The sequence below is a fragment of the Pseudooceanicola batsensis HTCC2597 genome, from assembly GCF_000152725.1.
In the GTDB taxonomy this organism is placed as follows: Bacteria; Pseudomonadota; Alphaproteobacteria; order Rhodobacterales; family Rhodobacteraceae; genus Pseudooceanicola; species Pseudooceanicola batsensis.
In genome coordinates this window covers 41212-67095 of record NZ_CH724132.1, presented here as the reverse complement: position 1 = coordinate 67095, position 25884 = coordinate 41212, and the positions used below count along the sequence as shown (strand labels likewise).

Annotated in this window: 27 protein-coding genes and 1 pseudogene; 17 read left to right on the top strand and 11 right to left on the bottom strand. The window is 60.2% G+C overall.

All coding sequences use genetic code 11. The features are described from left to right. Positions 1-732: a DsbA family protein gene (locus OB2597_RS20480; RefSeq protein ID WP_009807488.1), complete on the top strand. Its 732-nt coding sequence runs from the start codon at positions 1-3 to the stop codon at positions 730-732. 42 nt (positions 733-774) lie between these two features. On the opposite strand, the gene OB2597_RS21595 is transcribed toward OB2597_RS20480, so the two are convergent. Next, entirely contained in the window at positions 775-975 is a 201-nt protein-coding gene (locus tag OB2597_RS21595) for a heavy-metal-associated domain-containing protein (protein WP_007803412.1), read from the bottom strand. A 152-nt stretch (positions 976-1127) separates the two neighbouring features. On the opposite strand from OB2597_RS21595, the gene OB2597_RS20475 reads away from it, so the two are divergent. Together OB2597_RS20475 and cueR are read left to right on the top strand one after the other, a co-directional pair. Further along, a complete protein-coding gene (locus OB2597_RS20475; protein ID WP_007803414.1) occupies positions 1128-3638 on the top strand; it encodes a heavy metal translocating P-type ATPase in 2511 nt (836 codons plus the stop codon). Between the two features lie 12 nt (positions 3639-3650). Continuing rightward, the gene (cueR, locus tag OB2597_RS20470) at positions 3651-4049 is read left to right on the top strand and encodes a Cu(I)-responsive transcriptional regulator (protein WP_007803416.1); all 399 of its coding nucleotides are present in this window, start codon (positions 3651-3653) and stop codon (positions 4047-4049) included. A gap of 21 nt (positions 4050-4070) precedes the next feature. Here cueR and OB2597_RS20465 read toward each other — a convergent pair whose 3' ends face one another. Together OB2597_RS20465 and OB2597_RS20460 are read right to left on the bottom strand one after the other, a co-directional pair. Beyond that, positions 4071-4835, bottom strand: coding sequence for a MauE/DoxX family redox-associated membrane protein (locus OB2597_RS20465; protein ID WP_012187037.1), 765 nt, complete (start codon positions 4833-4835; stop codon positions 4071-4073). Positions 4836-4847: 12 nt separating this feature from the next. Next, positions 4848-5684 (bottom strand): DUF305 domain-containing protein, encoded by an 837-nt coding sequence (locus tag OB2597_RS20460; RefSeq protein WP_012187184.1) that lies wholly within the window; start codon positions 5682-5684, stop codon positions 4848-4850. A gap of 179 nt (positions 5685-5863) precedes the next feature. Here OB2597_RS20460 and OB2597_RS22680 point away from each other — a divergent pair, with 179 nt between their 5' ends. The 4 genes from OB2597_RS22680 (at position 5864) to OB2597_RS20440 (ending at position 9167) form a co-directional block, all read left to right on the top strand. Further along, positions 5864-6445 carry a L,D-transpeptidase gene (locus OB2597_RS22680; protein ID WP_012187183.1) on the top strand — a complete coding sequence of 194 codons (582 nt, stop codon included), beginning with the start codon at positions 5864-5866 and terminating at the stop codon, positions 6443-6445. Positions 6446-6570: 125 nt separating this feature from the next. Then, positions 6571-7833, top strand: a complete 1263-nt coding sequence (locus tag OB2597_RS20450; protein WP_007803424.1) for a multicopper oxidase family protein — start codon at positions 6571-6573, stop codon at positions 7831-7833. 113 nt (positions 7834-7946) lie between these two features. Continuing rightward, a complete protein-coding gene (locus OB2597_RS20445) occupies positions 7947-8459 on the top strand; it encodes a disulfide bond formation protein B (protein ID WP_012187181.1) in 513 nt (170 codons plus the stop codon). Between the two features lie 42 nt (positions 8460-8501). Further along, positions 8502-9167 carry a L,D-transpeptidase gene (locus OB2597_RS20440; RefSeq protein ID WP_012187180.1) on the top strand — a complete coding sequence of 222 codons (666 nt, stop codon included), beginning with the start codon at positions 8502-8504 and terminating at the stop codon, positions 9165-9167. A 76-nt stretch (positions 9168-9243) separates the two neighbouring features. Here the strand turns inward: OB2597_RS20440 and OB2597_RS20435 are convergent, their stop codons facing one another. Further along, positions 9244-9801: a hypothetical protein gene (locus tag OB2597_RS20435; RefSeq protein WP_012187179.1), complete on the bottom strand. Its 558-nt coding sequence runs from the start codon at positions 9799-9801 to the stop codon at positions 9244-9246. 397 nt (positions 9802-10198) lie between these two features. Between OB2597_RS20435 and OB2597_RS20430 the strand changes: the two genes are divergently transcribed. The 5 genes from OB2597_RS20430 to OB2597_RS20410 all read left to right on the top strand — a co-directional run bounded on the left by OB2597_RS20430 (position 10199) and on the right by OB2597_RS20410 (position 16170). After that, a complete protein-coding gene (locus OB2597_RS20430) occupies positions 10199-10807 on the top strand; it encodes an EF-hand domain-containing protein (RefSeq protein WP_012187178.1) in 609 nt (202 codons plus the stop codon). A 140-nt stretch (positions 10808-10947) separates the two neighbouring features. Further along, on the top strand, positions 10948-11334 hold the full coding sequence (locus tag OB2597_RS20425) for a DUF302 domain-containing protein (protein ID WP_007803435.1): 387 nt from the start codon (positions 10948-10950) through the stop codon (positions 11332-11334). A gap of 105 nt (positions 11335-11439) precedes the next feature. Next, entirely contained in the window at positions 11440-12360 is a 921-nt protein-coding gene (gene lgt, locus OB2597_RS20420; protein ID WP_007803438.1) for a prolipoprotein diacylglyceryl transferase, read from the top strand. A 78-nt stretch (positions 12361-12438) separates the two neighbouring features. Continuing rightward, positions 12439-14784 carry a copper-transporting P-type ATPase gene (locus OB2597_RS20415; protein ID WP_012187177.1) on the top strand — a complete coding sequence of 782 codons (2346 nt, stop codon included), beginning with the start codon at positions 12439-12441 and terminating at the stop codon, positions 14782-14784. A 48-nt stretch (positions 14785-14832) separates the two neighbouring features. Continuing rightward, positions 14833-16170, top strand: coding sequence for an APC family permease (locus tag OB2597_RS20410; protein WP_007803442.1), 1338 nt, complete (start codon positions 14833-14835; stop codon positions 16168-16170). 7 nt (positions 16171-16177) lie between these two features. Here OB2597_RS20410 and OB2597_RS20405 read toward each other — a convergent pair whose 3' ends face one another. Further along, positions 16178-16822 carry a hypothetical protein gene (locus tag OB2597_RS20405; RefSeq protein ID WP_007803445.1) on the bottom strand — a complete coding sequence of 215 codons (645 nt, stop codon included), beginning with the start codon at positions 16820-16822 and terminating at the stop codon, positions 16178-16180. Between the two features lie 109 nt (positions 16823-16931). On the opposite strand from OB2597_RS20405, the pseudogene OB2597_RS22010 reads away from it, so the two are divergent. The 3 genes and pseudogenes from OB2597_RS22010 to OB2597_RS20395 form a co-directional block, all read left to right on the top strand. Next, positions 16932-17051: pseudogene (locus OB2597_RS22010) on the top strand (IS5/IS1182 family transposase); the annotation flags it as partial. Further along, positions 17039-17761 carry a cytochrome c biogenesis CcdA family protein gene (locus OB2597_RS20400; protein WP_007803446.1) on the top strand — a complete coding sequence of 241 codons (723 nt, stop codon included), beginning with the start codon at positions 17039-17041 and terminating at the stop codon, positions 17759-17761. The pseudogene OB2597_RS22010 and the gene OB2597_RS20400, both read left to right, overlap by 13 nt. 193 nt (positions 17762-17954) lie before the next feature. Then, a complete protein-coding gene (locus tag OB2597_RS20395) occupies positions 17955-18620 on the top strand; it encodes a L,D-transpeptidase (RefSeq protein ID WP_007803448.1) in 666 nt (221 codons plus the stop codon). Between the two features lie 47 nt (positions 18621-18667). Here OB2597_RS20395 and OB2597_RS21585 read toward each other — a convergent pair whose 3' ends face one another. Then, positions 18668-18955 (bottom strand): hypothetical protein, encoded by a 288-nt coding sequence (locus tag OB2597_RS21585; protein ID WP_369817429.1) that lies wholly within the window; start codon positions 18953-18955, stop codon positions 18668-18670. A 177-nt stretch (positions 18956-19132) separates the two neighbouring features. On the opposite strand from OB2597_RS21585, the gene OB2597_RS20390 reads away from it, so the two are divergent. Further along, positions 19133-21487: a heavy metal translocating P-type ATPase gene (locus tag OB2597_RS20390; protein ID WP_207287124.1), complete on the top strand. Its 2355-nt coding sequence runs from the start codon at positions 19133-19135 to the stop codon at positions 21485-21487. Here the strand turns inward: OB2597_RS20390 and OB2597_RS20385 are convergent. Continuing rightward, the gene (locus tag OB2597_RS20385) at positions 21481-21756 is read right to left on the bottom strand and encodes a hypothetical protein (RefSeq protein ID WP_012187175.1); all 276 of its coding nucleotides are present in this window, start codon (positions 21754-21756) and stop codon (positions 21481-21483) included. The genes OB2597_RS20390 and OB2597_RS20385 overlap by 7 nt on opposite strands. Before the next feature lie 97 nt (positions 21757-21853). On the opposite strand from OB2597_RS20385, the gene mntR reads away from it, so the two are divergent. Beyond that, a complete protein-coding gene (mntR, locus tag OB2597_RS20380; RefSeq protein ID WP_008327326.1) occupies positions 21854-22312 on the top strand; it encodes a manganese-binding transcriptional regulator MntR in 459 nt (152 codons plus the stop codon). Between the two features lie 261 nt (positions 22313-22573). On the opposite strand, the gene lnt is transcribed toward mntR, so the two are convergent. Genes lnt through OB2597_RS20355 form a run of 4 tightly spaced genes read right to left on the bottom strand, consistent with a single transcriptional unit; the run spans position 22574 to position 25883 of the window. Next, positions 22574-24145, bottom strand: coding sequence for an apolipoprotein N-acyltransferase (gene lnt / locus OB2597_RS20370; RefSeq protein WP_009807490.1), 1572 nt, complete (start codon positions 24143-24145; stop codon positions 22574-22576). Further along, a complete protein-coding gene (gene lspA, locus OB2597_RS20365; RefSeq protein WP_007803461.1) occupies positions 24142-24615 on the bottom strand; it encodes a signal peptidase II in 474 nt (157 codons plus the stop codon). The genes lnt and lspA overlap by 4 nt, the downstream gene beginning before the upstream one ends. Before the next feature lie 4 nt (positions 24616-24619). After that, on the bottom strand, positions 24620-25402 hold the full coding sequence (locus tag OB2597_RS20360) for a ZIP family metal transporter (protein ID WP_007803463.1): 783 nt from the start codon (positions 25400-25402) through the stop codon (positions 24620-24622). Between the two features lie 22 nt (positions 25403-25424). Next, positions 25425-25883: a DUF411 domain-containing protein gene (locus tag OB2597_RS20355; protein WP_007803465.1), complete on the bottom strand. Its 459-nt coding sequence runs from the start codon at positions 25881-25883 to the stop codon at positions 25425-25427. Position 25884 lies beyond the last annotated feature (1 nt).

The following is a 25884-nucleotide window of genomic DNA, read 5'->3' as shown; positions in this document are numbered from 1 at the left end:
ATGCGTTTCAGACAAGCCTTCACGACGGTCGCGATAGCTGCCTTGCTTCCGATACCGGCACTCGCGGACGAACTGTCAGAGTCCCGGGTCAAGGAACTTGTGCTCGAGGCAATCCGCGAGAACCCGGAGATTGTCATGGAGGCCGTGGCGATCCTCGAACAAAGGCAGGCGCAAGCGCAGGAGCTCAGTCAGGCCCAAGTTCTGAATGACCAGCGCGATCTGATCGAGAACGATCCGAATGCGCCGGTTCTCGGCAACCTGGAAGGGGACGTCACTGTTGTGGAATTTTTCGACTACAACTGTCCCTATTGTCGGCGGGTCAAACCCGAGGTGCGGGCTTTGATCGAAGACGATCCCAACATTCGCCTCGTCTATCGTGAATGGCCCATTCTCGGAGACGGATCGGTGTTTGCCGCGAAAGCGGCCTTGGCAGCGCGCAAGCAGGACAAATACGAAGAGTTTCACTGGGCAATGATGGGGCTGGAAGGCCGCGCGGAAGAGGCCTCCGTGCTGCGCGTGGCCGAGGAGATCGGCCTGGATATCGCGCAGTTGCGCAAGGACATGGAGGCCCCCGAGGTCGAAGAGCACATTGCGACCTCCATGCAACTGACCCAAGCTCTGGGCTTTAACGGCACGCCGTCTTTCGTGATCGGGGATGCGCTGGTCCCGGGCTTCGTCGAAAAGGCGCAGCTTGCCGACTTGGTCGAGGAAGCCCGCAAAGTCGAAGACTGAAATTCTGTGCCCGGACCACCCTTGGGTGGTCCAGGCACTGCATCAAGCGGCCGCAGGTTCCACGTTGTAGCCCGCATCCCGAATGATCGCTTGGACCTGATCGGCTGGTAACACGCTGTCGACATGCACCTGTCGGGCAGAAAGGTCACATTCTACGCCTGCATTCGGATCTGCGCTCTTCACCGCGCTTTCGATTGCTGCGGTGCAATGCCCACAGCTCATGTCCGGAACGCTGAACTTCATCGGAACCACTCCTTGATCTGATTTCTATCGGTGACATGGGGCTTCCCCCCGCTGGAAGGTCAAGTGAAGAAATTTATTTGGCGCCCTCCCATTGACCCTCCAGTAACTGGAAGCCTCATATTCCACTTCGAATGGAAAAACAGGTGACACATATGCCCGAACCCAAACAGATCAGCCTGCCGATCGAAGGCATGTCATGCGCGTCCTGCGTTGGCAGGGTCGATCGCGCATTGAATGCAATCGACGGCGTAGAGGATGTGTCGGTGAACCTTGCCTCGGAAACTGCTCGCATGAGCGTGGACGCGCTCAAGCGCATTCCCGACATCATCGAATCCCTTCGCGAGCTGGGCTACCCCGCGCGGAAGGCCAGGGCCGAACTCACGATTGCAGCGATGTCCTGTGCCTCTTGCGTCGGGCGGGTCGATAAGGCGCTTGCCGCGGTGCCCGGGGTGGTCGAGGTGAACGTCAACCTCGCCTCAGAGACGGCGACGGTCATTTACGTCGAAGGTCTTGTCACGACATCCGATCTGATCGAATCAAGCGGCGCGGCAGGGTATCCAGCAACCGTGGCAACGGCCCAGGCCGGTGACGACAGAGTTGCGCGCAAGGAGGAAGAGGCTCAGGCGCTTGCCAAACGGGTCACCTTTGCGGCCATCCTCGCCTTGCCGGTCTTCCTGATCGAAATGGGTGGCCACGTCATTCCGGCCGTTCATATGCTGATCGAGACCACGATTGGCCAGCAGACGAGTTGGCTTCTTCAGTTCGTGCTGACGACAATCGTTCTCTTCGGCCCGGGCCGGACGTTTTACACCAAGGGTTTCCCGGCCTTGTTCCGGGGTGCCCCCGACATGAACAGCCTCGTCGCGGTCGGCACCGGGGCGGCTTACCTTTATTCCGTGGTTGCGACATTCGTACCGTCGGTCCTGCCTGACACGCTGCGCACCGTCTATTTCGAGGCGGCAGCGGTCATCGTCGTTCTGATCCTTCTGGGGCGGTTTCTTGAAGCGCGCGCCAAGGGGAGAACGGGCGCGGCCATCCAGAAGCTATTAGGGCTTCAGGCGCGGACTGCACGCGTGATGCGGGACGGAGAAAGCGTCGAGATCGAGATCGATGCGCTGGTTCAGGGTGACATCGTCATCGTGCGCCCTGGTGAACGCATCGCGGTCGATGGCGAGGTCATCGAGGGGACCAGCCGCGTCGACGAAAGCATGCTGACAGGCGAGCCGATCCCCGCTGAAAAAGGTGCCGGAGATACGGTGACCGGCGGGACGGTCAACGGCGCCGGAAGCCTACAGTTCCTCGCCACGCGGGTCGGCGCCGACACGACCCTGGCGCAGATTATTCGCATGGTCGAAGAGGCCCAGGGCGCCAAACTGCCGATCCAGGGATTGGTCGACCGGATCACCTTGTGGTTCGTGCCTGCCGTGATGGCGATCGCGGCGGCGACCGTGCTGGTCTGGCTGTTTTTCGGGCCTGATCCGGCCCTGACGATGGCGCTGGTCGCCGGTGTGTCGGTGCTCATCATCGCGTGCCCCTGCGCGATGGGGCTTGCGACGCCGACCTCGATCATGGTCGGGACGGGACGTGCTGCGGAAATGGGTGTCCTGTTCCGTAAAGGTGACGCCTTGCAGCAACTTGATTCCGTTGATGTGGTCGCCCTCGACAAAACAGGCACGGTGACCGAGGGGCGACCCGCACTGACTGACCTTGTGCTGGCGGAAGGGTTCGATCGCCCAACAACGCTCTCGAAGATCGCTGCCGTGGAGTCGCTCTCCGAGCATCCTGTCGCGGACGCCATCGTGCGGGCCGCGCGGGCCGAGGGCGCACCTCTTGTGGCGGCCGAAGGCTTTCAATCGGTCACAGGTTACGGCGTGCGCGCCGTGGTCGAAGACGTGGAGGTGTTGGTTGGGGCCGACCGCTACATGGCGCGCGAAGGCATTGACGTCTCGGCATTGGCTCCAGAGGAAACGAAGATCGCAAGCAAGGGTCGCACGGCGCTTTACGCTGCCATAGATGGGCGTGTCGCCGCCGTGATCGGCGTGGCCGATCCGGTCAAACCGGCAAGCCGCGCAGCCATCGCAGCGCTGCACGAAAAGGGTCTTGCGGTTGCGATGATCACCGGCGACAAACGCGAAACCGCCGAAGCCATCGCCCGCGAAACCGGTATCGACCACGTCATCGCCGGCGTCCTGCCGGACGGCAAGGTTGCGGCGCTCGACAGTTTGCGCCAAGGGAACAAGCGCATCGCCTTTGTCGGCGACGGGATCAACGACGCCCCGGCGCTGGCGCATGCCGATGTGGGCATCGCCATTGGAACCGGCACCGATGTGGCCATCGAATCTGCGGATGTCGTCCTGATGTCGGGCGATTTGCGCGGCGTGGTGAACGCCTTCGAAGTATCGCGGCGGACCATGCGCAACATCCGGCAGAACCTGTTCTGGGCCTTTGCCTACAACGTGGCACTTATTCCGGTCGCTGCCGGGGTGCTTTATCCCGCCTTTGGGTTGCTCCTGTCACCAATCCTTGCGGCGGGTGCGATGGCGTTGTCCTCGGTGTTTGTCCTGACCAATGCCCTGCGGCTGCGGCGCATCGCGCCTGCGATGGACGAGCAGCGCGCAATCCCGGCAGAGCTGGCAGCCGCCACTCCTGCTCCAGCAGAATAACGGAGGTTCGACATGAACATCGGAGACGTTGCCCGACAATCGGGTGTGCCCCCAAAAACAATCCGCTACTACGAGGACATCGGGCTGATCCGCCCGAACCGTAGCGAGAACGGCTACCGCGCGTTCACCGAGAGCCACATTCACAAGCTGGCGTTTCTGGGTCGCGCACGGGCCTTGGGGTTCACCATCGAAGATTGCAGGACGCTCCTGTCGCTCTACGAGGATGAAAACCGCGAAAGCATGCAAGTGAAGGCGGTTGCGGAAGACCATCTGCGCCAGATCGAGGAAAAGATCGCGAAACTGCAATCCATGCGCGCGACGCTCGCCGAACTGGTGGAAAAATGTGCCGGGGATCACCGGCCCGACTGCCCCATCATCGAGGATCTGTCGCCGGAGCGGTTGGCCAAGTGACAGGCAAGAAGGGGCTGTACCTCAGAACCAGATCGCGCGGACCGGCATCCAGATACCCATGAAGATCATCATCAGGTTTTCCGTCAGCGAAATGAACCCCAGCGGGACGGAACTGTCACCGCCGACGCAGGCGCATTTCAGCTCTCTCTTGTCGATATAAACAGCCTTGAACACGCTGACAGCGCCGACCGTGCCGATAAACAGGGCGACAGGCGCCGAGAGCCACAGCAGCGCGCCGGCAGTCATCAGGACACCTGCCAACGCTTCGCCGAACGGGTAAACCTTGCCGTATCGCACCCATTTGCGCGCCAGCAGATCGTAGTTGAGGAACATCGTCGAAAACCCTTCGACATCCTGCAATTTCTGGATCGCGAGAATGGTCATGGACAGCGAAATGAACCATTCGAACCCCCGCAAGGTAAGGACCGACCCGTACTGGTGCCAAGACAGGCCCAATGCCAACAGCGCGGCAACGGAAAAGATCGCGATGACCGGCTGGTAGGTCGTGTCGCTTTGCTCTTCCTCGGGTGGGTCAATGTCGAAAAACACCCTGAGATCGTCGTAACCGCCGATCCGTTCGTCCCCGATGAAAGTCTGCGGCGTCGTCTCGACCCCGTGCTTCTCCATGAAAGCATCGGTGTCTTCACGGGTGTCAAGCGGATGGTCTTCCACCTCGAAGCCTTGCCGCTCCAGCAGGTCTTTCGATTTCAGACCGTAGGGGCAGACATGGCCCGGCATGACCATGCGATAAAGCTGCGCGGATTTACTGTCTGTGTCGCGGGGCATGTCCTTTCCTCCTTATCCGCTGCACGTAAGTTGACCACGGAACCCGGCTTCGTAGTCGGTTCCCGCGCTGACGATCAGATCGGTCAGGTCACCGTTCGTCTCTGCGATCTCGGCCGACAGCGGGCCTTCAGAAAATGCATTTTCGCCCTGCGCATTCAGGCGCACCAGATCACCGCTGATCTTCATTGCGGCGGCAGACCCTTCGCCGGTTTCACCAGTCACCAGTACAGCCGGACTGTCCGAGGTGTAAGCAAAGCGGCAATTTCCGCCATTCGGGAACACCGCAGCGATTTCGTCTTCCGTCAGAAACTCAGGATCGACCTTCGACACGACCTCCGTTTGAAGCGCCTGTTGCGCATCCACAACCTGCGCCGGCGTTTCGCTTCGCGTGGCCGATGCTTCGCCGTTTGCTCCAATGTCAGCAATAAGGTAGCGCATTTCGGCGATTTCCTTGTCCTGCGCATAGATAATGTCGTCTGCGAGCCCCCGGACGCGCGGGTCGGTGATCTCGGCACGAGTCGACGTCATGATGGCGATCGAGTGGTGCGGGATCATGGCGCGCATGTAGGACCTGTCCTGCACCGTGAATTGCCCGCGAACCAGCCAGAGGCTCGCCGCGAAAAGGACTATTGCGCCAACGAAAATCGCGATGTTGGCTTTGGTGTTCTGATACATGGACAACATGTACGCCAACATGATCACGGCCATGGTCGCCCCCATCAGGATGGCCATGTAAAGGCGTGTCTCCGAAAAGAAGATATGGCCCCAAAGATAGGTGTTCAGGTACATCAGAACGAACATGACCACGGTCGATGTTCCGATCATCATAAAGAATCGTGAGTAGTGCATTTCCAGTCACCTCCTTGCAGTTCTCTGTAAAACAACAACATTCCAGCGCTGGAGAGTTCCAAAAGCACGAATTTTCGTAGTTTCAAGGCAACAAAGGCGCGTCGTTTGCCCCGGTTCACGGCTTCTTTTCTTTGCCCCTGACGCGCACTGAATTTTCATGGGTCCGAGGAGATCGCGCCATGCAGAATTTCACGAGACGAGAATTGATTTGTGCCGGAGCGATGGGTTGCTTTCTGCCCACAACTGCCTGGGCCCACAAAGTCAAATTGCCCGAACGGTTCGAACCACAATTGGTAAACACCCGTCGTGGTGACTGGGTTAAAGGCGATGTCCACGTCGTTCCCGACGATTTTTTCCTTTATTTCATGCTCGAGGACGGGATGGCGATCCGCTACGGGGTCGGGGTAGGGCGCAAAGGTTTGTACGAACCCGGAGAGTTCACGGTAGCGCGCAAGGCCAAATGGCCATGGTGGCGGCCAACGAACGCCATGATCCGGCGCGAGCCACGCAAATACGCAAAGTACAAGGATGGACTGAAAGGCGGGCCAAACAACCCGCTCGGGGCCCGCGCGCTCTATCTCTACGATGCCGAGGGACGCGATACCTATCTTCGCATTCATGGAACGAACGCCCCGGAGACAATTGGGTCTGCCGTGTCGAATGGATGCGCGCGGTTGACGAATGAACATGTGAAGGATCTGTACGAACGCGTTGAAATCGGCGCCCGCGTCTTCCTGTATCCCAAAGTGACAACGGCGTGAGGAGTGTTCTGTCGCCTTGAAGTTCCTCTTCCGGAAATGGCACAAGTGCGGCAGTTGGCGAAAGCCAGTCTATCATTCATGAGGTGACGGAATTGTCTTTGAGCCGGAGGTCTTTCCTTGGCGGGATGACCGTTGCGCTGGCTGGTACCCGCTTGCCAGCAGCGACACACGAGTTGATCCTCGCGCCCCAATCGATCAAGGCGCACCTTGCTGGGTACGACGTGTCGATGTTGGGCTTCAACGGTGGTCTGCCGGGCCCAGAAGTCAGAATGCGACAAGGACAAACCGCCCGCATTACCCTCGATAACCGATTGGAGGAGGGCGCTCTCGTTCACTGGCATGGGTTGCGGGTTCCAAATCGGATGGATGGTGTCAACGTCCTCACTCAGGATGTGGTCATTCCGGGCGACTCGTATCGTTATCAATTCGGCGTCCCGGATGCCGGCACGTATTGGTATCACTCGCATTACCTGTCTTACGATCAGGTCAGCCGCGGTCTTTTCGGCGCCTTCATCGTCGAGGAGCAAAATGCGCCGGCTGTCGACCATGACATCGTTGTTCAGTTCTTCGATGTCTTGCTGGATCAGTCCGGGCAGTACGACGAAGCGTTCAACCCGGCCCACTTCGCAACCGAGGGCCGTATCGGCAATACGGTCACGGCACTTGTTTTCAATGGAACCGGCAAGACTGTGAAACGAGGCGACCGTCTGCGACTGCGTCTCATAAATCCCTCTATCGACAGGGTGTACCGTGTCGGCCTGGATGGTTTGATAGGCAAGATCGTTGCACTGGATGGCATGCCTCTGGCGCATCCTCGGACGCTCGAACCGATCCTTCTCGCTCCGGGGCAAAGATGCGATGTGATTGGTGATGCGACCGGGCCTATTAGATTCGACGACAGCTTTGGAGAACAGACGTTGAGCCTTGGCGAAATCGCTGTTTCCGGTTCCCGTGAGCCCGCGAAAGCGCCCATCACCGCATTGCCCGCCAACCGAATGCCCGCCCCGAAAGACCCCGGCCAAACCGCGGAGCTGGTGCTCCAGGGAGGTGCGGGAAGCGCGTCCCACAACGGCACAGGGACATGGGCGCTCAATGACGTATCCGGCCTGCCTCGAAGGCCTTTCCTATCCGCCGCGCAGGGGACGACCGCGCGCATTTCGATCCGCAACGAAACCGGGTTCCCACACGTCATGCATCTGCATGGCCACCATTTCTGGGAACTCGATGCGGCGGGTGAAGCCGGTCCATACCGGGACTCGACCTATCTGGATACCGGCGAGACGCGGGATATTCTCGTCGTCCTGGACAATCCGGGATCGTGGATGCTGCATTGCCACATGTTGAGCCACCAAGCCGACGGTATGGCAACGTGGATCAGAGTCGGCTGAGGGTCGAGACGGATACATACCGTTACAAATCTCTGAATGATAACAGGCCTTTCGCCGTCTACGTAACCTGACAAGCGAGAAACAGGTCCATCGACTGCCAATGGGAGCGTTCATTGACCCTGACACCAAAATCTCTCGGCATGACTGCGGCGGCAGGATCAGCCGCCTTGCTGTTGGGGGCCTTCGTTTTCCAGGCTCTTGGGTACGCGCCGTGCGCAATGTGCATCTGGCAACGCTACCCACACGCAATCGCCATTGGAATGGGCGCTCTGTTGCTCTTTGCTCTGCCGATTTTGCCAATCCTGATAATCGGTGCCCTGTCGGTACTCAGCACATCCGCGTTGGGAGTGTTTCATACCGGTGTCGAGCGCGGCTGGTGGGAGGGACCGACTTCTTGCACGGGATCCGGCCTCGATGTTTCCCAAATGTCGGTATCGGAATTGCTGCCCTCTGCCAGTTCAAATACGTCCAATCTTGTTCTGTGCAGTGAGGTTGTCTGGGAATTTCTGACGTTGTCCATGGCCAGTTGGAACGCGATCCTAAGCGGTGTCCTTGCTTGCCTCTGGTTGGTCGCGATCGCAAGACATCAAAAGGTTCGGTGGCATGGGGTCGCGGACGTTTCTTGAATCGTCCCGCATTCATCGAAAACAAACAAAGGGCTTCGCTTCATGGTTACAAGACGACACTTCCTTGCACTTTCCGGCTCGCTGTTTTCAGCGTCTCTGAGTTCGCCAGCATTCGCTAAGACCTGGCCGTCAACAGCCGAAAAAGCAGCTTGGGATGCGCAGATCACGCCCGCCAACTATGACCCGGCAACAACCAACCCATGGGGGCTGCATCCCAGGCTGCTGCCGCAACGCGTTTTGGCGAATGACGGTTTGCGCCCGGGTGACATTCACGTCGATGCGATCGCGCGCTATCTGTACCATATCGAGGAAGGTGGCACCGCGATGCGATACGGGGTGGCGATTGCCAAGGGCGATCTCTATGAACCCGGCACCTATACGATCCGCCGAAAGGTCGAATGGCCGCACTGGACGCCAACGCAGTCAATGATCGAACGCGATCCGGAGGCTTACGAGCGGTTTGCCGACGGTATGGAGCCCGGCCCCAACAATGCCTTGGGCAGCAGGGCTTTGTATCTATTCGTCGGAGATCGGGATACGTACCTTCGAATTCACGGAACGCCGAGCCCTCGCAGCATTGGCGGCCGGGCCAGTTCGGGATGCGTGCGCATGGTGATGGCCCACATCAATGATCTCTATCCGAATGTCGCTGTCGGATCGACGGCGTTCCTTTACTCGGCCGAAGACAGCGTTACCGCTCGAAGCTAACCTATTGCATCTTTGGCTCACACGCCGAGGACTGCGTCGTGCAGGGACATCTTCCAATGAATTGTTGGACGAACACTCACGGCTGTGTCGCAAGTGAACTTTCGAACTGTGCGATCGCTACGGATTTGTCGTCCTCATCGTTCTCGAACAGCTTTGTGGTTCGCACGCCCGGCAACTTGCCAAAATCCGCCATCAGGCGCTTTGGAAAAAATGTGCGTCCGATGGATTCAAATCCTGGTAATTGTCTGAGTACCGCGGAGGTACTGGCACTACAAAAACCGGAAGCGGCTGGGCCGCTGGCAATTGCAAGGCGCAAAGCCTGCTCCGCGACTTCGGGAGACACATCGATCTCTTGTATGACGACATGGTAGGTCTCGCGAGCATGAGCCCGCGCATAAAAATCGGCCACTTGTGGAGTAATGCCATAAAGCACATCTCCCCGTTCCGGTACAGCGCTCAGCCGGACCGTTCCTGCCGGATCGAAGATAACACGCTGCGACCCATTAATCATGACGCTGCTATGCGCACCCGCCCCGGACCTGTTGTTGATCATGGTGTACAACGTCAGCGCGGCCGGTCCATCGTGACGGTAGGATGCGCTACTGATGACTTCGGCTGAAGCATCCGGGCGCATGTCGTTTCCTGCACCGCACCCCGCCAAAATTACCAAGGTTAGAACTGAGAAAATGCGGTTCAAAAAGAGCACCCTGCAGCCTCCTGCCATGGGTTGAATGATTGAATTTTCGGGATATTCAGGGCCTCTAGCAATCTCGACATCAACTCTTCCGGATTTCACCTCTACCGAAACATGGGTTCGGTTTCGGTTGGTATACGGATCCTCGACACCTTTTTTTCTGGATATCGCATGTTTCAGATGAAGAGGAGCGTTCGCCCCGAATTGATTTGTCGCAATTTGTAACAGACCCCGCCTTTGTGACCTCGCGATACAAAACACCGGCTCGCGTGGCATTCCGCATCTGCAGGTGCCCCCCATATGCTGGGTATCGCAACACTGACACGAGGTGATCGAAATGAAACGCAACACTTTACTCGCTGCAATGACCCTGGCTGCAACCGCCCTTGGCGGTGCCGCATTCGCGGACGCCAACCACGGGCGTGGGGGACAATTTGGCGCCCAGAGCGGACCAGGCATGATGCAGAACGGTGGTCCCGGTATGATGGGGAACATGGGCGGAATGATGGACATGATGAAGCGCATGCACGGAAACATGATGGGCGCAGGCATGATGGGCGCAGGCATGGGCAGTGGTATGATGAGCCCAGGCATGGCTGGCGGCATGATGCAAATGTTCGACACTGATGGAGACGGCACAACGACGCCGGAAGAAATGCGCACGCAGCTGCAGGCCAAGCTTTCCGAGTTTGACAGCGACGGGGATGGAAGCCTCTCGATTACCGAGTTTGAAGCTCTCCACAGCGCGATGATCCGCGAAATGATGGTGGATCGCTTCCAACACCTCGATGCCGATGGCGACGGCGCGGTGACGCCGGAAGAGATGGCCGCTCCTGCCGATAGGATGGAGCGGATGCAGATGATGCGGTCGAATATGGCAGATGCGCCTGCGCGGCCTGGCAACGGTCAGGGCATGGGCAACGGCTCCATGATGCAGGACAACTGAGCCAATGGGTGCCGGTTTTTTTCCGGCACCCGTCCTCACAACCCCAAAACCATTCGCGGTCGGGACATTGAACCGAACCGCGACCTGAACCGTTTAGCCTCGGTATGCCAACAAATAGAGACACGGAAAGGAAAATTCCCATGGCCTATACCTATGATCGCGTCCTGAAAGACACCAAAATCGATGACGCAGAGATGCGTGTTCGGGATGCTTTGGCAGACAAGGGCTTCGGCGTTCTGACTGAGATTGACGTCAAAGCGACGATGAAAAAGAAACTTGATGCGGACATGCCGCCTTACCGCATCTTGGGGGCCTGTAATCCGGGCATGGCGCACAAAGCCATCGAGATCGAGCCTCGCATCGGTGCGATGCTTCCCTGCAATGTTATCCTGCGGCAACTGGACGGCGACACCGAGGTCAGCGCGGTCGATCCTGTCGCTTCGATGCAGGCGGTGCAGAACCAAGACCTGGACGCGGTCGCCGGCGAAGTCCGCGATCTCCTTCGGGACGCCCTCGACACCGCGTGATGGCGGGATGGGCGTTGGATGCCCTGTCGCAGATCGAGCGCCTTTAGCGGTGCTCGATCAATGCCATCTAATCCCCACGTAAATTCCTGATGAGGAACTCACCCAGTGCTGCCAGCGGGATTGCCATTTCCGGATATTGGAACCGACCTCTTCTCCTTCGACATCGGGGGGGTCACATTCGCACTCCGCTGGTACGCGCTAGCCTATATCTTCGGTATCCTGATTGGCTGGCGCATTTGTTCGAGTGCCATAAGCCGTCCCGCGCTCTGGACGTCAGCTGGACCGCCGCTTGACCGAACGCAGATCGAAGATCTTCTGACGTGGATCATCATCGGCGTGATTGCTGGTGGTCGCCTGGGCTTTGTACTGTTCTACCAGCCCGCATATTATCTCGCCAATCCCTTGGAAATTCTGATGGTCTGGCAAGGCGGCATGTCTTTCCACGGGGGGTTCGCGGGAGTTGTCATCGCGGCCTTGCTGTTCTGCCTTAGACAGAACGCGTCATTGCTCAGCACTGGCGACTTGCTGGCTTTGGCAACACCACCAGGCTTGTTTCTTGGAAGGCTGGCGAACTTCACCAACAATGAGTTGTGGGGGCGTCCAACGGACGTTCCCTGGGCGGTGATCTTTCCCGGCGAAGTCGCGCAGGCCTGCCCAGGGGTTAGCGGCCTCTGCGCCCGACACCCGTCCCAGCTGTACGAGGCGGTATTGGAGGGGCTCATTCTTGGAATACTGCTCATTTATCTCGCTTGGGGCCGGGGCTGGCTGAAAATGCCCGGTGCCTTGGCTGGCGTGTTTCTGACCGGCTATGGTCTTGCCCGAAGTTTCGTCGAGATGTTCCGGCAACCGGACCAACAATTTGTGACGGCGGACAACCCGATCGGCCATGCGCTTCATTTTGGTGAGTGGGGTTTGACCATGGGCCAGTTGCTCTCCATGCCAATGGCGCTGGTCGGGCTGGCGTTGATCGTGTTCGCCCGGCGGGAACGGGGCCGGACAGCGCCACCCCGCAGAGCCGCAATGTAATCGCCGTACTGATCTCTCTTGACCCTCCCGCGGATGGAAGCCCTAGGCAAGAGAAGCATTCTCGGAAAGGACCGCAAAATGAGCACTCCCGACAGTTCTGAAACCACAGCAGCTTCTTCGGTATTCGTTTGCCCCATGCACCCTGAGGTGCGGCAGGACGAGCCCGGCAATTGTCCGAAATGCGGGATGCACCTCGTGCCGGAATCGGAGCTCGAGGTCCATTCAGCACATGATCATCACGAACACCACGCGGGTGCCACGCCGGCCGATGGCCGATATGATCTGGTTCCTACAGGACATGATGGTCCCATTTTCACCTGCCCGATGCACCCTCAGGTGCGGCAGCCTGATCCGGGCGCGTGTCCGATCTGTGGTATGGGATTGGAACTGGAATCCGGTGTGCCGGGCGATGAAGGTCCAAATCCCGAACTGGTGGATTTCACACGGCGGTTCTGGGTCGGCACAGTCCTGACGATCCCGCTCCTTGTCCTCACGATGGGGCCATTCGTCGGTTTCCCCGCAGTCCGGACTTTTTTTGGCGAAAGCACCACACAATGGATCGAATTGATCCTGGCAACGCCAGTGGTCTTGTGGTGCGGCTGGCCGTTTCTGGAACGCGGATGGATTTCGTTCCGCACATTGAACCTCAACATGTTCTCCCTGATCGGCATGGGCGTTCTTGCCGCCTGGCTCTTCAGCGTCGTTGCCGTTCTCGCACCGGACATATTCCCTGATGGGTTCCGAGACTCCGAAGGCCATGTCGGCGTCTATTTCGAGGCGGCGGCGGTGATCGTGACGCTGGTGCTGCTCGGCCAGGTGATGGAACTACGCGCCCGCGAGGGGACCGGCAAGGCGATCCGCGCGCTTCTCGACATGGCGGCAAAGACCGCGCGGGTCATCCGGGACGACGGATCCGAGGAGGAAATCCCGCTGGAGGACGTGCAAGTCGGGGACCGGCTGCGCGTGCGGCCCGGTGACAAGGTGCCGGTCGATGGCGTGGTTCTGGACGGCCGGTCCTCGGTCGACGAAAGCATGATCTCCGGTGAACCCGTGCCGGTCGAGAAGACCGAGGGCGACCCGCTGACCGGCGCGACGATCAATGGCACCGGCAGTCTGGTGATGGAGGCGACGCGTGTCGGGTCCGACACGATGCTGGCTCAAATTGTCGAGATGGTGTCGAACGCGCAGCGCTCGCGCGCCCCGATCCAGAAATACGCCGACAAGGTGGCGGGATATTTCGTTCCGGCCGTCATCGGTATCGCGGTCCTGTCCTTCATCGCCTGGGCGATCTGGGGGCCCGCGCCTGCGCTTTCCTACGCATTGATTTCGGCGGTGGCGGTTCTGATCATCGCCTGTCCTTGTGCGCTTGGCCTGGCGACACCGATGTCGATCATGACAGCGACAGGACGGGGCGCTCAGGCAGGGGTGCTGATCAAGAACGCCGAGGCGCTGGAGCGGTTCGAGAAAGTCGATACCCTGATCGTCGACAAGACCGGCACGTTGACCGAAGGCAAGCCGCGGCTTGTCGACGTACTCCCGCAACCCGGCCACGACGAAGCCGAGGTCTTGCGTCTCGCCGCATCGCTTGAGCGCGGATCGGAGCACCCCTTGGCCGAAGCGATCGTCAGGGGTGCGGAGGAGCGAGATGTCAAAATGGACGAGGCACGGGACTTCGAGGCGGTCACTGGCAAGGGCGTCAAGGGGGTCGTTGACGGCAAAGCGGTCGCGCTCGGCAATTTGGCGATGATCCGCGAATTGGGGCTCGAGGCGGGCGCGTTGACCGCCAAGGCCAATGCCCGCCGCGACGAAGGCGAGACGGTCATGTTCGTTGTGCTGGATGGCGAGATCGCCGGTCTAGTTGCTGTCGCCGACCCAGTGAAGGAGACCACGCCAGAAGCCATCGAGGATCTGCATGAACTGGGGTTCCGCGTCATCATGGCGACCGGCGACAACGAACGCACGGCCAAGGCCATCGGCACGCGGCTCGGAATCGATGAGATCCGGGCCGACGTGCTGCCGGAGGACAAGGCGCGGATCATCCTTGAGTTGCAAGAGGCGGGCCACAAGGTCGCCATGGCCGGGGATGGCGTCAACGACGCCCCCGCGCTCGCGCAGGCCGATGTCGGCATCGCCATGGGCACCGGCGCCGATGTGGCCATCGAAAGCGCGGGCGTCACGCTGGTCAAGGGCAACCTTGATGGTATCGTGCGTGCGCGGCGGCTCGCCCGGGCCACGATGCGCAACATCCGCCAGAACCTGTTCTTCGCGCTGATCTACAACGCCTCCGGCGTGCCGGTCGCGGCGGGAGTTCTGTTTCCCTTCTTTGGCATCCTCATCAGTCCGATGTTTGCTGCCTTCGCCATGAGCGCGTCGTCAATCTCGGTGGTGCTCAATTCGCTGCGCCTTCGCGGCGTTCGTATCTAGAAGCGCGCAACAGCGTTCGGATGAACCAAAATTAAAAGGGGGCCATTTATGCAGAGCGAAAAAGAAACGTACCGCGAAAATTCCATCAGTCTGGGCGGAGCCGTTGCGATGGGGACAGGCGTGATGATCGGCGCTGGAATCTTTGCGTTGACGGGGCAAATCGCGCAGCTCGCCGGCCCGCTTTTCCCGCTTGCATTCATCGCCGGCGCGGTCGTCACAAGCTTCAGCGCCTACAGCTACATCAGGATGTCGAACAAATGGCCGTCCTCGGGTGGCATCGCCATGATCCTGCAGAAATGCTATGGCCCCGGAGCCATCGCGGGCGGGGCCGCACTGCTGATGGCGCTCAGCATGGTGATCGCGGAAAGCCTCGTCGCGCGAACCTTCGCCACCTATGTCCTGCGCCCTTTCGATATCGAAGGTGGCCCATTGGTCCCCGCTCTGGCTGTGGCCGTGATCGTTTTCGCCTTTTTGGTGAACATGGCCGGAAACCGCTCGGTCGGGCTGTTCTCGTTGATCATGGCCGCGATCAAGATCGGAGGCATAGCTCTGTTTGGCATCGCGGCCCTGTGGTCCAGTGGTTTTGCGTTCGCCGCGGCGTCCGAGACCTCACAATCCTACGGGCTCACGGGGTTCATCGCCTCTACGGCGCTGGCCATCCTTGCGTTCAAGGGATTCACCACGATCACCAACAGCGGAGCCGAGATCACTGAACCAAATCGCAATGTTGGCCGAGCGATCATGTTCTCTATCGGAATCTGCGTCGTCGTCTACCTGTTGGTCGCCTACGGGGTCGGTTCGAGTCTCACGATCGAGGAGATCATCTCAGCGCGTGACTATTCGCTGGCACAAGCGGCGCAGCCCGCCCTTGGACAAACCGGCTTCATACTCACGGTGATCCTGGCCGCTGTCGCAACGGCGTCCGGCGTTCTGGCCAGCGTCTTCGCGGTGTCGCGTATGCTGGCGATGCTGACCGACATGGAAATGATCCCGCACAGCCACTTCGGTATGCCAGGTCCCATCCAACGCCACACCCTGGTCTATACTGTCGTCATCGCCGCGACGTTGGCCGTGCTCTTTGATTTAGGCCGGATCGCATCCCTCGGTGCTTTCTTTTACCTCGTCATGGACATGATCATACATTGGGGCGTGTTCCGCTATCGTCGAGCAGACGTCGGCGCCTTCGGTATCGTGCTTTTGACTGCCCTGGCGCTCGATGCGATAGTACTGGCAGCTTTCACCGTGATGAAGCTTCAAAGCGACCCGATGATCGTTCTCTACGCCGCTGTCGGGATGATCGCTGTGTTCGCCTTCGAGCGCGTTTACTTGTCGCAATGGGTGGCACCGCAAGTCGCCCCCGCCCCCGCCCACGCCCACGGTGATTAGCCTGCCATCACCTGGCCTGAAGAGATGCGATGCCTTGTGCGCCGATCGTGATCAGCCCGACCGACAAGGCAAACGCAGCCAGGGCAAGCAGCATCACGCCCGTGTTCATGGGCAAGCGACGTACAACCGGTCCAAGAAATTCCGACCGCCCGAAAGCCGAGACGTAGAGCGGCAACGCGCTTATCATAGTCGCATAGAGGTAAACGCCGGAGATGTTCTCGAAAAACGCCGAACGCGCAAGAGTCGGGGATACAACCGCCAAAGCGGTTGAACGATTGCCGCCGAATGACCCGAACCAGTCGGCAGATAGAACGTATATCAGCACGTGGAGACCTGGAAAGAGAAGGGCTCTGAGCAAGACATCGACCAGCACGAAAAACGCCGTGTCTCTTGAGCCCGCCTTTGGTTGCTTTGTCATAGCGAAAAGGAAAAAACTGACATAGTTGACGGCAAAAACCACGGGCAAACCGTTGGTCGCAACCTGCCTTAGTAAGCGCATGAGTGCCGGTCCGCCGGCAGCAAGAGCCGGAGCAAAGCCCGGAGCCAGTAAGACGTAGAACAACAGGACCGGCAGTAATGCAGCGAAGCTGAACAGCAGGACATTTCTAACAAACTGAGCCGCGGGCATACTGATAGAGAAAAATCTATCCATTGAAATAGCCTGCCATGTGGGCACCACTAGGTCGATGATACGGGGCGTTGTTGCACAAGTCTGACGCCTCAGGATTCCCTTCGCGAACCCATGCTGTTAGCCGCATTCCATGAGCAACCCATCTCCCGCCCGCTATCGTACGACCAACTGGTCCAGCTACAACGCATCGCTGCGCAAGCGGGGGTCCCTGCTGATCTGGGTCGACGAAGACATCACTTGGCGCGCGCCCTCACCGCCGCCCTCCTAGCCGGCACGATATCATTTCTGTCCCCCTGCGTGCTACCTCTTGTGCCAGGTTATGTCTCCTACGTAACCGGGCGCACAGCCGCTGAGGGCGGGGTGGTCGGCGCTTCGCCGTCGCGCGCGGTCTGGCTGAGCCTGTGTTTTGTCCTCGGCTTCTCCACCATCTTCATGGGACTTGGCGCATCCGCGACTGCAATGGGTCAGGCCCTGCTTCGGTGGCGGTATGAACTCAACCTCGTTGGGGGCGGCATCATCATTTTCTTCGGGCTCTTCATGATAGGAGCCGCGCGTGTTTCGGTCATGGAACGCGACTTCCGATTCAATCTCAACATCCCCGGGGGCCAACCCGCTGCGTCCTATGTCCTCGGTCTTGCCTTCGGTTTCGGCTGGACTCCGTGCATCGGCCCGATCCTCGGCGCGATCCTGACAGCCAGTGCGGCGAGTGCCACGATGGGCGAAGGTATCATGCTGCTTGCCGTCTATTCCGCCGGCCTTGGAATACCGTTTCTGATCGTGGCCGGATTCACCGACCAGATCGCGGGACGGTTGCGGGCCATCGGCCGGGTTGGCCGCCGCCTCCACCAGCTTGCGGGCATAGTGATGATCTTGATGGGGCTGGCGATGATGACAGGGCAGTTGAGCGCGCTGTCATACTGGATGCTCGACGTATTTCCGGTTCTGGGACGGATCGGATAGCTCCATTAGTAGCAGCGTCTATTGATAACAGAAAATTTTCTTGAACCTCTAGTAGCTTTAGGAGTTAAGCCACCGACAAAGAACGGCACCATGGAGCAAGTTGCCAATAACGCCTCACTCCTTCCCGGGCGAACAACACTGCGTTCGGGGTAAGGTTCGGTTTGCCGTCCAATGCGTGAACGGAGCAATCTATATGCTGACAAGACGACATTTCATCCAGACGACCACCGCGCTGTTTTCGGCATCGATATCCAGCCCGCTCCTTGCAGACACGTGGCCTACCGATGCGCAGAAGGCAGCTTGGGACGCACAGGTTACACCTCCCGGCTACGACCCGGCCACGTCCAACCCTTGGGGCCTTCACCCTCGCTTCCTGCCACAGCGGGTCCTCGCGAAGGACGGACTTGTACCCGGTGATATCCATGTCGATGCTGTTGCGCGCTATCTCTACCACATCGAAGAAGGCGGCACGGCGATGCGCTATGGCGTGGCGATCGCGCGCGGTAAACTTTACGAACCGGGCACCTATACGATCAAGCGCAAGGTCAGGTGGCCGCATTGGCAGCCGACACAAAACATGATCGACCGCGACCCAGAGCTTTACGCCGATATCGCTGACGGTATGGAACCCGGACCTGAAAACGCGCTCGGATCGCGAGCCCTCTATCTCTTCGTCGGCGACCGAGACACCTATCTAAGGATTCACGGGACACCGTATCCAAGAAGCATTGGCGGCCGTGCGAGTTCCGGCTGCGTCCGAATGGTCATGGCACACATCAATGATCTCTATCCCAACGTCGAGATTGGCTCGACGGCATTCCTGTACTCGGCGGAAGACAGCGTCACCCCGAGAAGTTGACTGGCGCATCATGTGTTACGCGTGGGCTTGACGCATCTATGGGCTGATCAGGACTGGCGCGAAGTGCAGATGGGGTTGCCACCTGCCGAGCGTAGCGGAACCAAGGTGTTTTCCACCGGACCGCTGTGTTCATACCAATAACAGCCATCCTCGGGACGAAGCCGCGCCGTGGTGAGATCCTGACCAGGCGCAGCAAGGGCAATGACGGCCTCGGGAACACTTCCCACTTCGTTGCGAGCGCCGCCGTCGTCCAGCGTTGGCACCGCGCAGCCAGCAAGCACCAATGTCGCTGCGATAATCGGCGCGTTTCGTTTCTGCATGTCTACCTCACTCATTCTGATCGCTTCGTACCGGCAAGCGTTGCTCCAACCGCGTCGTTTCAAGGGGGCGGCTAGCTTCAAGCCTCCGCAGGGCGCCTTTCTTGCTGGACGAATATCCACTTGTTGCCCTTGAAGCTCTAGTTACTGTAGGGGCTATGTCAATGTGGAATCAATGAATCCTGAGGTCAATCCATGTCTTCCGACGGCAACCGCAACGATCACGGCCATCCGGGTGATCAAGAGCATTCTGACCCAAGAGGCAACTCCTGTTGCGACGCCAGCAAGGACGTCGCGTCCACGGCGCCAGCGCCGTCTGGCGGAAGGAGCTTTCAGGTCTCCGGGCTCGATTGCGCCGAAGAGGTGGCGATCCTGAACCGGGTTGTCGGGCCGAAAGTGGGCGGAACCGAACACCTGGCATTCGACGTGATCAACGGGCGAATGACCATCCTCGATAGCGCCGAGAGGATACCAGACGACGAAGTCACGCAGTTGGTCGCAACGACCGGCATGAGCGCCAAGCCATGGGATGCCGACAACGCAGCAGAGGACCAGGCGGCGCATCTGGCACGTCAGAAGCGCTTTACCTCGTTGAGCGGCGGCTTCTGGGCGGCGGGATTCCTTTTTCACATTGTCGAGACCGGCATGGGCGGCGCGCTCGGGCTCTTTGCGGGCCATGGCGAGGTGCCTATGCCTATGGTGGAAGCAGGGATCTTCGCCGTCGCGATTCTTTTTGGCGTCTGGCTTGTCGCGCCCAAGGCCTGGTCTTCGGCGCGGAGGCTTAGCCCCGACATGAACCTGCTCATGGTGGTGGCCGTCGCGGGCGCCATCGGCCTCGGCGAGTTTTTTGAGGCCGCGACGGTCGCCTTCTTCTTCTCGCTTTCGCTTTATCTTGAGAGCTGGAGCGTGGGGCGGGCGCGTAATGCGGTTTCCGCGCTCCTCGATCTGGCGCCGCCAACGGCGCGGGTTCTTTACGACGACGGATCTGAATCCGACGTTCCGGCCGCGGCCGTGGCAGTCAATGCAAGGTTTATCGTGCGCGGCGGCGACCGGATCCCCCTCGACGGTGAGGTCGTGGACGGGGCAGGGGCCGTCGATCAGGCCCCAATTACTGGGGAAAGCGCGCTAGTGCCCAAGGAACCAGGCGACGAGGTCTATGCCGGCACGATCAACGGCGAGGGCACACTGACGGTGCGGGCGACGAAGGCCGCCTCGGACACGGTGCTCGCGAAAATCATTCGCATGGTGGGCGATGCCCATGCCCGCCGCGCGCCGGTCGAACAGTGGGTGGCCAAGTTCGCGCGCATCTACACACCCATCGTGATGGCTTTGGCGATCGCCATCGCGCTGGTGCCGCCACTGCTGCTCGGCGGCGCCTGGGACTACTGGTTCTACAATGCTCTGGTCCTTCTGGTCATCGCATGTCCTTGCGCGCTGGTCATTTCTACGCCGGTCTCCATCGTGGCAGCGCTGACCGCGTCGGCACGGGCGGGGGTGCTCATCAAGGGCGGCGCCTATGTCGAGGCGCCGGGGCGGACCACGGCACTGGCGATGGACAAGACCGGGACGATCACCATGGGCGAGCCTGAGGTGGCGGCGGTTCACCCACTGGTCGGCGTTTCCGCACGCGATCTCATGGCGCTGGCAGCAAGCCTGGAGGCGCGGTCTTCACACCCGCTGGCACGCGCCATCCTCTCGCGCGCCGAAGCCGATGGTGTTTCCGTGTCTGCCGCAGAGGACACCCGTACCGTGCCCGGGCGCGGTCTGGAAGGACGCGCCGACGGGCGCGCTATCTGGCTCGGCTCGGATCGCTTCGCCGAAGAGAAGGGGTTCGGCAATGCCATTCCGGCGGATCTGCGGGATCGGATCGAAGGGGCAGGGAGCACCCTCGTTGCCGTGGGTGACGAGACCGGCGTGACCGGCGTACTGGAGCTTCGCGACCGCATCCGCCCAGATGCAAAGGGGATCGTTGCGCGTCTGCATGCGCAGGGTGTGAAGACCATCGTGATGTTGACGGGCGACAACGAACGCACCGCGCGCGCGGTGGCAGCCGAAGTCGGCATCGACGAGGTGCGCGCCGAACTTTTGCCAGAAGACAAGGTGACGGCCATTGAGGAACTCGTCGAAAGCCACGACATGGTGGCGATGATCGGCGACGGTGTGAATGACGCACCGGCCATGGCGCGGGCGCATTATGCCATCGCCATGGGCGCTGTCGGATCGGATGCCGCGATCGAGACGGCCGACATCGCGCTGATGACCGACGACATCGGCAAGGTACCCTGGCTTATCGGCCATTCGCGCCGTGCCATGACGATCATCCACCAGAATATCGGCATATCGCTGGCGACCAAGGCGCTGTTCGTCGGGCTGACCGCGTTCGGTATGGCCTCAATGTGGGGCGCCATTGCTGCGGATGTAGGCGTGTCTCTGCTGGTGGTCGCCAACGCACTTCGGCTCCTGAACGGCCATCAGGTTGAGGCCGGGCCTTCAGGCGGAGAACCGGTGGGCGAGCAGATGGCGAAAGGAGCACTGGCGCACGGTCATTGATCCGGCGGTTTCGGTAGCTCGATATCGCTTTTGCGGTCCAGCCACGCCAGCGCCCCGACAGAGAATTCCGAACCCCGGTAGGGTTCCGTCCAGGCGGTCTCGATGTCGTCCCAGGGCAGAGGCTCGAGATTTCCAAGAAAGAGCGTCAGACGGTAGGCCGCTGCCTCGGGAAGCCAAGGCGCCTCCTTGGCCGGCGTCGCGGCGACAGGTCCGGACAGGAGGAGCGCACTTGCGAGTGTGGCGAGCAGCACTCTCATAATATTTCGCATCACCACGGCCTCCAAAGTAAAAAGTTAGACATGGCTAACTTATCTACCCGAAGCAAACAAGTTGTCAATCCCGCTGTTTCGCTGCAAAGTCCCGAGTATGACAAAGCTACAATCACAAGGGCGTGAGCCATTCGAAGCGGTCGACCGGGCTCCCGAGGCGCAGGCCGATGGCTTTGCGACCGTGCGTCAGGCACATGAAAGCGAGATGGCGGAGGATTACGTCGAACTGATCGCGGAACTGATCGAGACGCGCGGGGAGGCCAGACCGGTCGAGATCGCCGAGCGGCTTGGCGTGAAGCCGCCGACCGTGACCAAGAACATCTCGCGGCTCAAGGCTGCTGGTCTGGTCCGGCGGGAGCCATACCGCGCGATATTCCTCACCGATGCCGGGCAGGACCTCGCGGAGATCTGTCGACGCCGCCACAGGGTCGTCGTCGCCTTTCTTCTGAGCCTGGGAATCGACGAAGAGACCGCGGAACGCGATGCGGAAGGGATCGAGCATCACGTCAGCGGGACGACATTGGAGGCGTTCGAGCGACGGCTCAATCAGAAATGAGCTCGCCTAGATGCACATTCGCGCGATTCTCTATCGGGACCTCGAGCTATCAGGTCTTCAAGCCGCTGACACGTTTGCGCAATTTCGAAGCTCGCTAGCCGAGGACCCGCGACAGCACGATGGTTGCAAACAGGGCGACAAGTCCGAAGGCGATCGCAGACGCTACCGCATATTGGAGGATATCCAGGTGATTCCCCCTCCTCCGTCGTGCCAGATAGCCACCCCAGATCGCGCCTCCGATAGCGCTCACGATCACAAGCATCAGGATACCTCCGTTCCAAAATGCCGCGCATCGGGATCTCGTCCGAGCAAACTGGCCAGCCAGCCGAAGACCCAGCACCCAAAAACAAGAACCAACAAGGTCCAGTCGCCGAACCGCGCATAGGGCGTTGGAGTACGCGCGCCCGGCAGGCCGGCATCAATGGTGCCTGTTTCCCCGGTATCAAGACGCGCGACGACATTTCCATTGGCGTCGATGATCGCGGATATCCCAGTGTTGGCCGCCCGGACCACGGGAAGTCCCTCCTCGACCGCGCGCATCCGCGCGGAGGCGAGGTGCTGCTCGGGTCCGATGCTGGTTCCGAACCAGGCATCATTTGTGGCGTTGAATATCCAGTCGGGGCGGAAAAGGTCATCGACCACGTGGCCCGGAAAGATGATCTCGTAACAGATCGCCACCGCGACCAGAGGCGCGCCAGGGATCGCCAGCGTGCGCGGCCCTGGTCCCGGCGTGAAATCGCCCAACCCTTCGGTCAGCCGCTCGATGGGCAGCCAGCCTTTCAGGGGCACATATTCCCCGAACGGAACAAGATGATGTTTTGCATACCCCGTCAGAACCTCGCCGCTGCCGTCATAGGCCTGAACCGTGTTGAAATATCTGGTTCCCCCATCGCCCTCCACTCGGTCAGGCGCACCTGTCAGTAGGATCCTGCCGTCTGGCAAAGCTGCAGATATCCGCGCGCGTGCCGCAGCATCTTCGTCCAGAAAGCCGGGGAAGGCCGTTTCCGGCCAAAGCAGCAAATCGAAACGTCCGGGTTGCGCGGACAAGCCCAGGTATTTTTCCAAGGTTCGCTGGCGGCTGCCCGGTACCCACTTCTCGACTTGTGGCACATTGCCTTGGACGATGCGCAAAGCAACGTCTGTCGGCGGCACGTCCTGCCCTGACCGAAGCGCACCGCCAACCCAGAAACCCGCCACAGCAACGGCGAAGAGCACGAGAACAGGCGCGCGTCTCTTTGGCGCCGCCACAGTCAACACACCTGGCAATATGCCGATGAAGACCGTGAGAAAGCCCAAACCGTAGCTTCCGACCCAGGCGGCGGGTTGGCGCAGGGCGGCATAGTCGACAAGGGCATAAGCGGCAAGGTTCCAGGGAAACCCTGTCAGGACATGACCCCGCAGCCATTCCGTGGCCACCCAGCAGGTTGCAAACAGCAGGCCCGCCGCAATGCCGCCGACAGCTCGGCGCTGCATGATGGCGGCAAAAAGCATCGCCGCCATGCCCGGGAAGATGGCAAGTCCGGCGGACAGACCCGCGACCGCCGGAATCGCCAGTGCGCCGAAACGTTCGGCATCGACGTAAAAGCTCTCGGCGATCCAGGAAATTCCAATCCCGAATTGGCCCAGTCCGAAAGCCCAACCGACAAGGAAAGCGCGCGAGGTTGAGATGTTCCGGAGAACGATAAAGAGCACGGAGAAGGCGACAGGGACCGCGATGAGCCAAGAAAACGGCGGAAGAGTCAAAACCGTCAATCCGCCGGCAGCAAGGGCAAGACCCATGCGCTGGAACAGGTTCAGGTCCTCACTAACGAACTGCGGCAATCCCGGCTTCATGAATCGGTCTGAAGTCGAGCGCCAACCCACGGCGCAATGAGCAGCAGCATCACGCCGCCAACCACAAAAACATCGGCCATGTTGAAGGCAGGCCAGTGCGCCGTCCCGATGTAGAAATCGAGGAAATCCGTCACCGCACGATAGCGCAGGCGGTCCAGAATATTGCCGAGTGCACCGCCGATGATCGCACCATAGGCAATGGCCTCGACCCGGCTGCTGGTACGGACCAGCATGAACGCCAGCCAGACGCAGATGCCAAGCGCCAGTAAGACAAGGCTCCACCACGGCGCGCCGCCGAGAAGCCCGAAGGTCACTCCGTCATTGCGCAGGTAGATGAGATTGAAGCCGGGAAAGACCGATACGCCGGAACTAAGAACAGTCGCATTGGACACAACGATTGCCTTCGTTGCCTGATCGACAAGAAAGGCGATCAGCGCAGCAAGCAGACCGACGAAGAGGCAAGTTCTCATCAGCTTATCCCAGCCAGACGTCGAGGAACAACATGATCACAAGACCAACGGCGAGGCCGAGCGTCGCCCTGTTCTGATGGCCGGATCGGTGGGTTTCCGGAATGATCTCGTGGCTGATGACGTAGAGCATCGCACCTGCTGCGAAGGCGAGACCCCAGGGCAGCAGCGGTTGCGAAAGACTGATAATCCCTGCGCCGAGAAGTCCACCGACGGGCTCGACGAGACCGGTCAGAGCGGCGATGCCCCAGGCGCGAAGCCTGGAATAGCCCTCGCCGAGCAACGAAACCGCCACCGCCAGACCTTCGGGGGCATTCTGTAATCCAATACCGATCGCAAGTGGCAACCCGCCCGACAAACCGTCAGCCCCGAACCCGACGCCGACGGCAAGCCCTTCGGGAAAATTGTGGATAGTGATCGCGATGATGAAAAGCCAGACGCGCCGCAGCGATGCGGCGTCGGGACCTTCCCGCCCCGTCTTGAAATGTTCATGCGGTAGCCGTTCGTTCATCAGAGCGATCGCGCCCATGCCAAGCAGGATCGCAACACATACGATGGCCGCCGGGAGAGCACCGTTGTCGAACTGTCCTTCAGCTGCGTCGAGAGCCGGGATGATCAGCGAGAAGAACGAAGCCGCGAGCATGACACCCGCCGCGAAGCCAAGCAGCAGATCGCGCGTGGCCCGGGACGGGATGCGCCCAAAAAGAACGGGGACCGCCCCGACCGCGGTCAGCGATCCGGCGGCCAGGCTTCCAAGAAAGCCAAGCGCTATGGGGGAGAGGGGTTCCAATTGTTAAGGTTCTGCCGCGAGTTCAGTCAGGAGCCGAGTAGCTGGTGTAGACCTCGGTCGATCCGTCTTCGTGGATCAGGAAGACATCGTAAGCCTCCCGGTCGTCCTCCGGTCCCATGCCGGGCGACCCGTAGGGCATTCCCGGCACCGCCAGGCCTACCGCGTCTGGCCGGTCCTCCAGCAGGCGTTGGATGTCAGCCGCCGGCACGTGGCCCTCGATCACATAGCCGTCGACCAAAGCCGTATGGCAGGAGACCATGCGCTGCGGCACGCCATTGTCGAGTTTGAAGCGCACAAGAGATCCTCCGAACATGTCCTCGCCCATCGGCGCGAAGCCATTCTCCTCGAGGTGCTTCATCCAGGACAGGCAACAGCCGCAGCCGTTTGTCTTCCGGACGTCGATCTGAATCGCCTCTGCGACGGCCTGCGCCGCAGGAAGCAAGGCAAATGCGATGGCAAGGGCGGGAGTAAATCGTTTCATG

Excerpts from the sequence above, each read along its gene's own strand:
- OB2597_RS20450 (WP_007803424.1), top strand. The coding sequence starts at position 6,571 with ATGACCGTTGCGCTGGCTGGTACCCGCTTGCCAGCAGCGACACACGAG.
- OB2597_RS20465 (WP_012187037.1), bottom strand. The coding sequence starts at position 4,835 with ATGCCCCGCGACACAGACAGTAAATCCGCGCAGCTTTATCGCATGGTC.
- OB2597_RS20425 (WP_007803435.1), top strand. The coding sequence starts at position 10,948 with ATGGCCTATACCTATGATCGCGTCCTGAAAGACACCAAAATCGATGAC.
- cueR (WP_007803416.1), top strand. The coding sequence starts at position 3,651 with ATGAACATCGGAGACGTTGCCCGACAATCGGGTGTGCCCCCAAAAACA.
- mntR (WP_008327326.1), top strand. The coding sequence starts at position 21,854 with ATGACAAAGCTACAATCACAAGGGCGTGAGCCATTCGAAGCGGTCGAC.
- lnt (WP_009807490.1), bottom strand. The coding sequence starts at position 24,145 with ATGAAGCCGGGATTGCCGCAGTTCGTTAGTGAGGACCTGAACCTGTTC.
- OB2597_RS20475 (WP_007803414.1), top strand. The coding sequence starts at position 1,128 with ATGCCCGAACCCAAACAGATCAGCCTGCCGATCGAAGGCATGTCATGC.
- OB2597_RS20390 (WP_207287124.1), top strand. The coding sequence starts at position 19,133 with ATGTCTTCCGACGGCAACCGCAACGATCACGGCCATCCGGGTGATCAA.
- OB2597_RS21585 (WP_369817429.1), bottom strand. The coding sequence starts at position 18,955 with ATGAGTGAGGTAGACATGCAGAAACGAAACGCGCCGATTATCGCAGCG.
- OB2597_RS20415 (WP_012187177.1), top strand. The coding sequence starts at position 12,439 with ATGAGCACTCCCGACAGTTCTGAAACCACAGCAGCTTCTTCGGTATTC.
- OB2597_RS20405 (WP_007803445.1), bottom strand. The coding sequence starts at position 16,822 with ATGGATAGATTTTTCTCTATCAGTATGCCCGCGGCTCAGTTTGTTAGA.
- OB2597_RS22680 (WP_012187183.1), top strand. The coding sequence starts at position 5,864 with ATGCAGAATTTCACGAGACGAGAATTGATTTGTGCCGGAGCGATGGGT.
- OB2597_RS20395 (WP_007803448.1), top strand. The coding sequence starts at position 17,955 with ATGCTGACAAGACGACATTTCATCCAGACGACCACCGCGCTGTTTTCG.
- OB2597_RS20440 (WP_012187180.1), top strand. The coding sequence starts at position 8,502 with ATGGTTACAAGACGACACTTCCTTGCACTTTCCGGCTCGCTGTTTTCA.
- lspA (WP_007803461.1), bottom strand. The coding sequence starts at position 24,615 with ATGAGAACTTGCCTCTTCGTCGGTCTGCTTGCTGCGCTGATCGCCTTT.
- OB2597_RS20460 (WP_012187184.1), bottom strand. The coding sequence starts at position 5,684 with ATGCACTACTCACGATTCTTTATGATGATCGGAACATCGACCGTGGTC.
- OB2597_RS20385 (WP_012187175.1), bottom strand. The coding sequence starts at position 21,756 with ATGCGAAATATTATGAGAGTGCTGCTCGCCACACTCGCAAGTGCGCTC.
- OB2597_RS20355 (WP_007803465.1), bottom strand. The coding sequence starts at position 25,883 with ATGAAACGATTTACTCCCGCCCTTGCCATCGCATTTGCCTTGCTTCCT.
- OB2597_RS20410 (WP_007803442.1), top strand. The coding sequence starts at position 14,833 with ATGCAGAGCGAAAAAGAAACGTACCGCGAAAATTCCATCAGTCTGGGC.
- OB2597_RS20480 (WP_009807488.1), top strand. The coding sequence starts at position 1 with ATGCGTTTCAGACAAGCCTTCACGACGGTCGCGATAGCTGCCTTGCTT.
- OB2597_RS20435 (WP_012187179.1), bottom strand. The coding sequence starts at position 9,801 with ATGCGCCCGGATGCTTCAGCCGAAGTCATCAGTAGCGCATCCTACCGT.
- OB2597_RS20430 (WP_012187178.1), top strand. The coding sequence starts at position 10,199 with ATGAAACGCAACACTTTACTCGCTGCAATGACCCTGGCTGCAACCGCC.
- OB2597_RS21595 (WP_007803412.1), bottom strand. The coding sequence starts at position 975 with ATGAAGTTCAGCGTTCCGGACATGAGCTGTGGGCATTGCACCGCAGCA.